The sequence below is a fragment of the Thiohalophilus thiocyanatoxydans genome (assembly GCF_004366735.1).
GTDB classification, from domain to species: Bacteria; Pseudomonadota; Gammaproteobacteria; order UBA6429; family Thiohalophilaceae; genus Thiohalophilus; species Thiohalophilus thiocyanatoxydans.
The window spans coordinates 247,641-257,903 of sequence record NZ_SOQX01000004.1; the positions used below are offsets into that span (position 1 = coordinate 247,641).

Consider the following 10,263-nt stretch of genomic DNA (forward strand, 5'->3'; position numbering starts at 1 on the left):
TCAGGCAAATTGCTTGCGTCTGAACCGCCACAGGCCGAGGGCGAGAAACCCCGCCGCGTAGAGCAGGGCGCTGGCGATCAGCGGCGGCCAGTCGGCGGGCAGAAACGCCATGCGGTCGTAGAGGGCGATCATGCGCACATCCAGCGCGCCCAGATCCGGCAGCAGATAGCCGAGCAGCCCCAGGTTGGTCCGGTAGGCCTCGGCATCGCCGACCACCCCGGCGTTGGTCGCCAGCAGCGCGAGAATCGCCGAGTAGGCGCGGGCGATCAGCATGAAGCCGAGGGTGCCGATCAGCACGAAGCTCGGCGTGGAGGCGATGATCGACAGAAAACAGGCCAGACAGAGCAGTACCAGCAGATCCAGGCCTACGGCGCCGATCGTTATCCAGAACGGCAACCCCAGCGAAACCGGCGTGGCCTGTTCCTCACCCATCCCTATCCAGCCAACCTGGAGAGCCAGCACGGCGGCAATCAGCAGCAACAGCCCGATGTTGACGCCGAGCAGGGCAAAAAAGCGGCCCAGCAACCAGGCCGTGCGGGAAACAGGATAGGTCAGGCTGAGCTGATAGAAGCGGCGATCGAATTCGCGGGAGAAGAGTTCCTGGACCTGAAAGATAATGAACAGCGGTAACACCAGGCGCAGCGCCGACAGGCCCACATCCAGGGCTACAGTTTCGGGTTGCCGGCCCCCGAATTCCGCTGCGAGCGCAGCGGCAAGTACCACCGCCGCAGTAGCGAATGCAGCGAAGTGTAACAATTTGTGCCGCAGTAACAGCTGCAGCGAGACATGTATAATATCAGCAAGTTTCATAGATAGATCAAAAAAAGAGGAAGGCGTACGCCTTCCTCTTTTTTCATTAGCGCAGGGCCCGGTTATCAGGCATCTTCAGCGACTAAATCTGTAGCTTCTTGCTCAGCGTTGGTGGCGTCACAGGATTTCCCCGGGTAGCGGGTTTTAACAGTGCCGTTGGCAGTGCTGGCGGAGGGAAAGCCCGAGCCTGTTACAGTTTCGCTGCAACCGTCACCGCTGCCACCGTCATCGCACTGGGTACCATCGGACATGGTATCACCATGATCATAAGTGGCACTGCGTTCGGTAGTCAGGCCTGCGGTATGACACACGCTTAACCCGACGAGGTTATTGGCCTCGTCACATGTAACACCACCGGCTACACCGCTGGTCAGGATGATCTTGATGTCATTGGCCAGCAGGTCGCAGTCTACCCGGGTATAGTCATTTGAACCACCACTCAGTTGCGCTGCGGAGGCGACGCCTGCTGTCATGAGACAGGCCAGGCCGATTGCAATCAATTTAATCTTGTTCATCTTGGTATCTCCTTGAATTTAGAGTGTGACTTAGCGCAGGTTGGAAATGACGGCAGTGATGCCGTTCCGGGCGTCGGCGACGGCGCTGGAGTCATTGGCCTTGGCGCGATACTCGTTGAACTGCGGCACGGCGATGGCGGCCAGGATGCCGATGATGGCGATAACGATCATCAGCTCGATGAGCGTGAAACCTTTTGTACTTTTCATAGTGTGCTCCAAATTTCTGGTGGTTGGTTTGATAACCGTTTGCGGCAGTGTATGCCAGCTTTTGTTTTATTGATTTTGCAGCATGCGTGCCACGAGTATATCGACAGGTTCACAGAAATTTTAAGTTCTTATTCCGCTCTTTTGTTTCAACAAGTTAAGTCCTTGCCGAAGGCGGCGCCGAAGCACTCTGACGCGTGGCGGGGCGCGGTTTGCTCATCTTGAGGTGACGGTTTTTGTCACTTTTCGACAGGCTTCGTCACTTTGTGTCATTTCGGCGGTTATTCGAGCCCCAGTTTTTTGATCCGGTAGCGCAACTGGCGAAAGCTCAGTCCCAGCAGCCGGGCGGCGGCGGTCTTGTTGTAGCGGGTCTGCTCCAGCGCCTGGCGAATGGCCTGTTTTTCCTGTTCCTGCAGGGAGCTGTCCAGCGGCCGCTCCTCGGTGGCCGGGGCGGTCGCGTCGGGTTCGCCGACAGGGCCGGCAGGCAGGTTCAGATCCGTGGCGTCGATGATCTGGTTCTCGCACAGGGTCATGGCCCGTTCCAGCAGGTTCTCCAGTTCGCGCACATTGCCGGGGAAGGGATAGGCCCGCAGCGCCTGCAGGGCGTCGTCGCTCAGCTGCGGTACCTCGACCTGCCAGTCGGCGGCGATGCGGTGCAGAAAATAGTCCGCCAATAAAGGGATATCTTCGGGGCGCTCGGCCAGATCCGGCAGGTGCAGTTCGATGACGTTGATCCGGTAATAGAGATCCTGGCGAAACTGGCCGCTGTGAATCAGCCGGCCCAGATCCTTGTGTGAGGCGCTGAGGATGCGCACGTCCACGTGCAGCTCCTGCTGGCTGCCGATGGGGCGAATTGCCTTCTCCTGGATGGCGCGCAGCAGTTTGACCTGCATGGGCAGGGGCAGCTCGGCCACCTCGTCGAGAAACAGGGTGCCGCCCTCGGCGGCCTGGAACAGCCCGGCCTTGTCGCTGCTGGCGCCGGTGAAGCTGCCTTTTTTATGGCCGAAGAACTCGCTCTCCATCAGCTCGGCGGGGATCGCGCCGCAGTTGACCGGCACGAAGGGGTGGTCGCGGCGCGGCCCCTGCTCGTGAATCAGCCGCGCGGCCAGCTCCTTGCCGACGCCCGAACTGCCGCTGATATAGACCGGCGCCTGGCTGCGCGCCAGCTTGGCGATGGTCTGGCGGATCTGCGCCATGAGCGGCGAGTCGCCCAGCAGGGTGGTCCGGCCCGGATCGGTGGGGGTGTCGCTTCGGGCGCTCTGGCGCCGCTCCAGCTTGAGGGCGGTGGTGACCAGACTGCGCAGATCCTGGATATCCACCGGTTTGTTGACAAAGTCGTAGGCCCCCGCCTTGAGCGCCTCGATGGCCGACTCCATGTTGCCGTGGGCGGTGATCATCGCCACCGGTAACTCGGGGTAGTGCTGCTGGATATGACGAACCAGATCGATGCCGTTGCCGTCGGGCAGGCGCATGTCGGTGAGGCAGAGATCGAACTCGTACTCGGTCAGGTGCCGTTTGGCGGCGGTCAGGTTCTCCGCGCTGAGGCAGCGCACGTCCATGCGCGACAGCGTGATCGCCAGCAGTTCGCGGATATCCGGCTCGTCGTCGACTATCAGGGCTAGTGGGTGCTGGGACACGGTGTGTGCTATCTCCAGGATATCATTGTTATTGACATGTTTTGGCAAATGTCCTGTTGTCAGTCTCTGTTTAACAGGTGCTAGTGACTAGCTGCTAGTGACTAGAGAACCTGTTTTTAATCCATCTGTCGGCGCGGATCCTGGAAGGTAATCCGGAAACAGCTGCCGCCGGTCGTGACCGGTTCATAGTTTAAATGGGCGCGGTTGGCTTCGGCCAGTTCCCGCGAGATATAGAGTCCGAGGCCGGTGCCCGAGCTGGCGGTGGTGTAAAAGGGCTCGAAGATATGGGCGGCGATCTCGGGATCGATGCCGGGGCCGTAGTCGAGAATATCGATAAACGGCCGGGCGGACCCCCCGGTCAGGCCGGCGTGGATCGCCACCTTGGGAAACCCCGGGTAGTCCTCGCTGTAGCGAACGGCATTCTGGCAGAGGTTGGTGAGGATCTGCTCCAGCTGGCTCGGATCGAAGCGGACCTTCAGCGGGCCCGGATCGAGGTTCAGGCCGATCAGCTCCCGGTGCAGCTCCTCGGTGGTCGCGAACTCGCGGACGAAATGGGGCAGGAAGTGGTGCAGATCGATCAGCCGGGGTGTGGAGCGATCCCGGCGGCTCAACTGCATGATGTTCTCCACGATGGTGTTCATGCGCCGGGATTGATCGTCGATGATGCCGGTCAGGCGGCGATCCTGTTCGTCCAGCTGGGGCGATTCGTTCAGCAGCTGGCCGGCATGGCTGATGGCACCCAGCGGATTGCGGATCTCGTGGGCGATGCTGGCGGTGAGGCGGCCCAGGGTGGCCAGTTGCAGCTGCTGGGCGTGACGCGCCATGGCGGTGGCGTCCTCGAGGAAAATCAGGGTCCCGCCGGCCGACTCCTGGCCGATGCGGGCGAAGCGGGGCATCACCCTGGGGTGCTCCGGCGAGGGCTGGATCATCTCGATATCGGCGGCCGGATCCTGCTGCCAGCGTTGCGCCTGGGTCGCCAGGGCCGGCGAGAGTTCGGCCAGCTGGCTGTAATGGGAGGCGGCGGGCATGCCGAGCATGTACCAGGCCGATTCGTTCATCAGCCGGATCTGATCCGCCTCATCGATGACCAGGACCCCGGTCTGCATGCGCTGGATGATGTGTTCGGTCAGCTGCGACATGTTGGCCAGGTCCAGGCCGCGGCGCCGGGCCAGTGCCTCGCTTTCGCGGATCCGGCGGGCGAAACTCTGGACCGCCAGGGCGGTAATGAACAGCGTCAGCCCCAGAATGCCGGCCTGGGTATAGGTGTTGGGCTCCCCGAGTCCGACACGCTGGGCATAAAACTGCTCGCCCAGCACCGCCAGGGTGGCCAGCGCGGCGAACATCAGCGGATGTCGGCCCCCCATGACGATACTGCCGCCGGCCACGGTGACGATCAGCAGTGTACCGACCCCGCTGCTGATACTGCCGCTGGCATGCATCAGCAAGATGGTGGCCAGGATGTCGGTGCCAATCTGGAAATAGGCCTGGATATCAAAACGGGGCCAGCGCTGGCTGAGCGGGATAATGAACAGGATCGCGGCGGCAAAATAGATCAGCGCCACGCCATAGAAGAGCGTGGCATCGTGACTGGCCAGGGGCGGCAGCAGATAACCGCTGTAAAACAGGGCGGTGAACAGGCCGCCGATCAGCAGTCGGTACAGATTGAGCAGGGTGAGCGGTTGCCAGATCTGCGTCTCGCTGTCCAGATTGGCAAGCGGGAAACGGCGTTCTTCGGCTTCCGTACTCATCAGGTGCGGGGATCAGCTGTCGTGCGGCAGATGCGCGTGGCTGCAGTAATACCGGCCGTCCCGCCTGATGGCCTCTTTTTCCGGGACATGGGTGCCGCACTGCTCGCAACGCACCATGTTTTCAATGGGCCGGCCGGGTTGCGGTACATTTTTTCTGCGCTCCCGGGCCAGGGCCTTGAAGCGTTGATAAAGGCGGATGACCAGCCAGATCAGCAGGGCAAGAACAATGACGCGCAAAAGTCCGGGCATGGGCGTTCCTGGGTAAACGTGAATAACGGGACCATGATAACCCAAAGCGGGGGCGAATTGCCGGGGATCCCGCAGCGGGTTTTGCGTCCACCCCGGGATTGTTCCAGAATAGGCGCTGGTTTCCTGCCGAACACGATTATGAATCTTCACGAATTTCAGGCCAAGCAACTGTTCGCCCGTTTTGGTATTCCGGTTCCCGAGGCCCGCGTCGCCGAGTCGGTCGCGACGGCCCGGGATGCCGCCCGTGAACTGGGCGGCAATCAGTGGATGGTCAAGGCCCAGGTGCATGCCGGCGGCCGGGGCAAGGCCGGCGGGGTGGTCAGGGCCGACTCGACGGCGGAACTGGAAGCCGCGGCCGATCGCCTGCTCGGTTCCAGGCTGGTGACCGGCCAGTCCGGTCCCGACGGACAACCGATCAACCAGGTCCTGATCGAAAGCCCGAGCGATATCGCCGCCGAGTATTATCTGGGCATGCTGGTGGATCGCGCTCTCTCGAAAGTGGTGTTCATGGCCTCCGCCGCCGGCGGCATGAACATCGAGGAGGTGGCCCGCGAGACGCCGGAGAAGATCCTGACCGTGCCGGTCCATCCGGCCGCCGGCCTGCAGGGCTATCAATGTCGCCAGCTGGCCTTCGGCCTGGGGCTGGAGAAACAGCTCAAGCCGTTAAGCGCGATCATGCAGGGCCTCTATCGCCTGTTCATGGACAACGATCTGAGCCTGGTGGAGATCAACCCGCTGGTGCTGACCGCCGACGGCGAGCTGCTGGCGGTGGACGCCAAGATCAATCTCGATGACAGCGCCCTCTACCGGCATCCGGCGTTACAGGCCCTGCGCGATGCCAGTCAGGAAGATGAACGCGAAAACCGCGCGCACCAGCACGGCCTCAATTACGTCAGCCTCGACGGCAATATCGGTTGCATGGTCAACGGCGCCGGCCTGGCCATGGCGACCATGGATCTGATCCAGTTGCACGGCGGGGCGCCGGCCAACTTTCTCGACGTGGGCGGCGGCACCACCGCCGAGAAAGTCGCCGAGGCGTTCAAGCTGATCCTCTCCGACGGCAAGGTGGCCGCGATCCTGGTGAACATCTTCGGCGGCATCGTGCGCTGCGATCTGATCGCCGAGGGGATCATTCAGGCAGTGAAAGAGACCGGGCTGACCCTGCCGGTGGTGGTGCGCCTGGAAGGCACCAACGTGGATCAGGGCAAGGCGCTGTTGCAACAAAGCGGGCTGGAGATCATTGCGGCCGATGGACTGGGCGATGCCGCGACCCGGGTGGTCGAGGCTGCCGGAGGGCCGGGCTGATGGCGATATTGATCGATAACGAGACCCGGGTGATCGTGCAGGGCTTCACCGGCAAGCAGGGCAGTTTCCATGCCGAACAGGCGATCGAGTATGGCACGCAGATCGTCGGTGGCGTCACCCCTGGCAAGGGCGGCACCACCCATCTGGATCGCCCGGTGTTCGATACCGTCGCCGATGCGGTGCGTGAGACCGGTGCCAATGCCAGCATGATCTACGTGCCGGCGGCCTTTGCCGCCGATGCCATCCTGGAGGCCGCCGATGCCGGTATCGAAGTGATCGCCTGTATTACCGAGGGTATCCCGGTGCTGGACATGCTGCGCGTCAAAGCCGCGTTGAAGGAGAGCGACAGCTATCTGATCGGTCCCAACTGCCCCGGCATTATCACGCCGGGCCAGTGCAAGATCGGCATCATGCCCGGCGCCATTCACCGGCCGGGCGGGATCGGTATTATCTCGCGCTCCGGCACGCTCACCTATGAAGCGGTCTATCAGACGACCCGGAACGGCCTGGGCCAGAGCACCTGCATCGGTATCGGCGGCGATCCCGTCCACGGGCTCAGTTTCGTCGACTGCCTGTCGCTGTTCGAAAACGATCCCGACACCCGCGGCATGATCCTGGTGGGCGAGATCGGCGGCGGCGAGGAAGAAGAGGCGGCCGGGTTCATTCGCCACCATGTCAGCAAGCCGGTGGTGGCCTACATCGCCGGCGTCACCGCCCCGCCGGGTAAACGCATGGGCCATGCCGGGGCGATCGTCGCCGGCGGTAAGGGCACCGCCGAGGGCAAGTTCGCCGCCCTGCAGGCGGCCGGCGTCGCCGTCAGCCGCTCCCCGGCCGAGATGGGCCGGCTGATGCAGGAACAACTCGGTAGCTGATCTCCCTCTGCCATACAATGTAATGATTCGCCCCGGCTGCCCGGTTTGGGATGCCGGCTGTAGGAGGCCAGCCCTCTGGCCGATTGGTTGGGATAGCGCGATTGTCGAGAGTGAATCGCCGAGGGGGCTCGGCTCCTGCAGGGGCGCATGATTGTAACCGACATTATTTGCGAGAGTTAAACCGGGAGATTAACGAGAGCATGTCGAAGCAGGAACTACGGATCGCGATTGCCCAGATCAATCTGCTGGTCGGGGACATGGAAGGCAACGCCCGACGCATTATCGAGGCGCTGCAGGACGCGCGGGATAATCTGCAGGCCGATATGCTGATCACCCCCGAGCTGGCTCTCACCGGCTACCCCCCCGAGGATCTGCTGCTGCGCCCCGGCATGTACGAGCGTATCGACCATGCCCTGCTGCAGATTCAGCAGCAGGTCACCGGGATCGATCTGCTGCTCGGTTATCCCGAGCAGACGCCCGAAGGAGTCTATAATTCGGCGGCGGTGATTCGCGAAGGGACGATCATCGCTCATGCGCGCAAGGAGAACCTGCCCAACTATAGCGTCTTCGACGAGAAGCGCTACTTTATCCCCGATTATCACGCCTGTGTGGTGCCTGTTGGCGGGGCCAATGTGGGCATTACGATTTGCGAGGACATCTGGTTTCCCGACCCGCCGCAACGGCTCAGGGAGGCCGGCGCCGATCTGATCCTCAATATCAACGCCTCCCCGTACCACATTAATAAAGGTTACGAACGGGAACAGAGCGTGGCGGATCGTTGCCGGGAGACCGGCTTGCCGGTGGTCTACGCCAACCTGGTCGGCGGTCAGGACGAGCTGGTGTTCGACGGCGACTCGTTTGTCATGAATGGTGAGGGCACCGTGACCCAGCGCGTGCCGGCCTTTACTGAACAGCTGGAACGGGTGTGTTTTAACCAGACCGAATCGGGCTGGCAACCGGTGCAGGCCGAGGTGTTGCTGGCGCCGCTGTCGACCACCGCCAGTGTCTATCAGGCCCTGGTGCTGGGGGTGCGCGATTTTGTGCGCAAGAACGGTTTCAACGGCGGCGTCATCGGCCTCTCCGGCGGCATTGATTCGGCGCTGACCCTGAGCATCGCGGTGGATGCGCTCGGGAGTGAGGAGATCGAGGCGGTGATGATGCCCTCGCGCTATACCGCCGACATGAGTGTCGAGGATGCCGCCGAACAGGCGCGGACCCTGGGCGTCAATTACCGGGTCATCGCCATCGAAAAACCGTTCACGGCCTTTCTGGAGGTTCTCGCCGACGAGTTCGCCGGTCTGGCGGCGGATACCACCGAGGAGAACATTCAGGCCCGCTGCCGCGGTGTGTTGTTAATGGCGATCTCCAACAAGAAACGCAAGATGGTCCTGACCACCGGCAACAAGAGCGAGATGGCGGTGGGTTATGCCACCCTCTACGGTGACATGGCCGGCGGCTTTGCTGTGCTCAAGGATGTGCCCAAGACCCTGGTGTATGAACTGGCCAATTACCGCAACATCCTCTCCCCGGTGATCCCGCAACGGGTGATCGACCGCCCGCCCTCGGCGGAGCTGGCCCCGGATCAACAGGACACCGACAGCCTGCCGCCCTACGAGGTGCTGGATGCGATTCTGGAAATGTACGTGGAAAAGGACATGGGGGTGGAGGATATCGTCTCCCACGGTTATGACCGGGAGATCGTGCAAAAGGTGATGCAAATGGTGACGCGTAACGAATACAAACGCCGTCAGGCGCCGCCGGGGATTCGTATTACCCAGCGCGCCTTCGGCAGCGATCGGCGTTATCCCATCACCTCGGGCTACGCCCTGCCCGGGCAGGGACGAGGGACGAGGGGCGAGTGACGAGGAAAACCTTTTACCACGAAGGCGCGAAGACACGAAGTTCACTCAATCTGTGTAGAAGCTTGCAGGTCTGACAAGACCGGCGATATTCTCTTGTTGCGGGCCATCGCGAACGCGGCAAGAAATGTTTTCTTCGTGTCTTCGCGCCTTCGTGGTAAGTTTTATTTGAGTACAGGGTGCATTCCATGCACCATAATGGTATGCAACAAAGCCGGGGATTAGTGTTATGAAAAAAGTCGAGGCCATCATCAAACCGTTCAAGCTGGATGACGTGCGTCAGGCGCTCTCCGAGATCGGTGTCACCGGCATGACCGCCACCGAGGTCAAGGGGTTTGGTCGACAAAAAGGTCACACCGAGCTGTATCGTGGCGCCGAGTACGTGATCGATTTTCTGCCCAAGGTCAAAATCGAGGTGGTGGTGGCCGATGAACTGGTCGATCAATCCCTCGAGACCATCACCAACGCCGCCCGCACCGGCAAGATCGGCGACGGCAAGATCTTCGTCACCGACGTGCAACGGGTAATCCGGATCCGCACCGGCGAGGAAGGCAACGACGCGATCTAGGTCCTTCGTTCCGAAGGACCAGTTTCTAGGGACTAGATTCTAGCTGCTAGAACCTAGCCTCTAGAAACTGCTTTTGTTATGTCGTGGTTGGGGTAGTGAGTAGGCCGGACATAGCACTAGCGGTGTCCGGCACCTCGAGGCATACTCGATTCGGTTGCACGAAGGAAGTTATTAAACCCCTGCGTGTCTGTACCCAAACAACGGGCATAAACGTCTCTGCGGTGAATAGAAATTTGTTTTGCCGTGTTGTAGATCAGCCGCTGCTTCGGTTTGAGGTTGTGTCACGTAGGCTATCGCCAACGTGACCTACGCTACCAGGTTCTGGCAGCTGGAATCTAGTGAGTAGGCCGGACATAGCGCTAGCGGTGTCCGGCACCTCGAGGCATACTCGATTCGGTTGCACGAAGGAAGTTATTAAACCCCTGCGTGTCTGTACCCAAACAACGGGCATAAACGTCTCTGCGGTGAATAGAAATTTGTTTTGCCGTGTTGTAGT

At 61.2% G+C, this 10,263-nt stretch carries 10 protein-coding genes; 4 read left to right on the forward strand and 6 right to left on the reverse strand.

Annotation, left to right across the window (positions count from 1 at the left end; translation table 11 throughout):
- The 6 genes from EDC23_RS09440 to EDC23_RS09465 form a co-directional block, all read right to left on the reverse strand.
- Nucleotides 1–810, reverse strand: coding sequence for an ABC transporter permease (locus EDC23_RS09440; protein WP_208321335.1), 810 nt, complete (start codon nt 808–810; stop codon nt 1–3).
- Between the two features lie 65 nt (nt 811–875).
- Complete coding sequence (locus EDC23_RS09445; RefSeq protein ID WP_134083881.1) at nt 876–1,325, reverse strand: hypothetical protein; 450 nt, start codon at nt 1,323–1,325, stop codon at nt 876–878.
- 30 nt (nt 1,326–1,355) lie between these two features.
- Nucleotides 1,356–1,532, reverse strand: coding sequence for a prepilin-type N-terminal cleavage/methylation domain-containing protein (locus EDC23_RS14265; protein ID WP_134083883.1), 177 nt, complete (start codon nt 1,530–1,532; stop codon nt 1,356–1,358).
- Between the two features lie 278 nt (nt 1,533–1,810).
- On the reverse strand, nt 1,811–3,166 hold the full coding sequence (locus EDC23_RS09455; protein ID WP_134083884.1) for a sigma-54-dependent transcriptional regulator: 1,356 nt from the start codon (nt 3,164–3,166) through the stop codon (nt 1,811–1,813).
- A 116-nt stretch (nt 3,167–3,282) separates the two neighbouring features.
- On the reverse strand, nt 3,283–4,914 hold the full coding sequence (locus EDC23_RS09460) for a sensor histidine kinase (RefSeq protein ID WP_134083886.1): 1,632 nt from the start codon (nt 4,912–4,914) through the stop codon (nt 3,283–3,285).
- 12 nt (nt 4,915–4,926) lie between these two features.
- On the reverse strand, nt 4,927–5,163 hold the full coding sequence (locus EDC23_RS09465) for a PP0621 family protein (protein WP_134083888.1): 237 nt from the start codon (nt 5,161–5,163) through the stop codon (nt 4,927–4,929).
- 138 nt (nt 5,164–5,301) lie between these two features.
- On the opposite strand from EDC23_RS09465, the gene sucC reads away from it, so the two are divergent.
- The 4 genes from sucC (at nt 5,302) to EDC23_RS09485 (ending at nt 9,767) form a co-directional block, all read left to right on the forward strand.
- Nucleotides 5,302–6,468 (forward strand): ADP-forming succinate--CoA ligase subunit beta, encoded by a 1,167-nt coding sequence (gene sucC / locus EDC23_RS09470; RefSeq protein WP_134083890.1) that lies wholly within the window; start codon nt 5,302–5,304, stop codon nt 6,466–6,468.
- Nucleotides 6,468–7,340, forward strand: a complete 873-nt coding sequence (gene sucD, locus EDC23_RS09475) for a succinate--CoA ligase subunit alpha (RefSeq protein WP_134083892.1) — start codon at nt 6,468–6,470, stop codon at nt 7,338–7,340. The genes sucC and sucD overlap by 1 nt, the downstream gene beginning before the upstream one ends.
- Nucleotides 7,341–7,540: 200 nt before the next feature.
- Nucleotides 7,541–9,202: an NAD+ synthase gene (locus tag EDC23_RS09480; RefSeq protein ID WP_134083894.1), complete on the forward strand. Its 1,662-nt coding sequence runs from the start codon at nt 7,541–7,543 to the stop codon at nt 9,200–9,202.
- Between the two features lie 226 nt (nt 9,203–9,428).
- Entirely contained in the window at nt 9,429–9,767 is a 339-nt protein-coding gene (locus tag EDC23_RS09485; protein ID WP_134083896.1) for a P-II family nitrogen regulator, read from the forward strand.
- Nucleotides 9,768–10,263 lie beyond the last annotated feature (496 nt).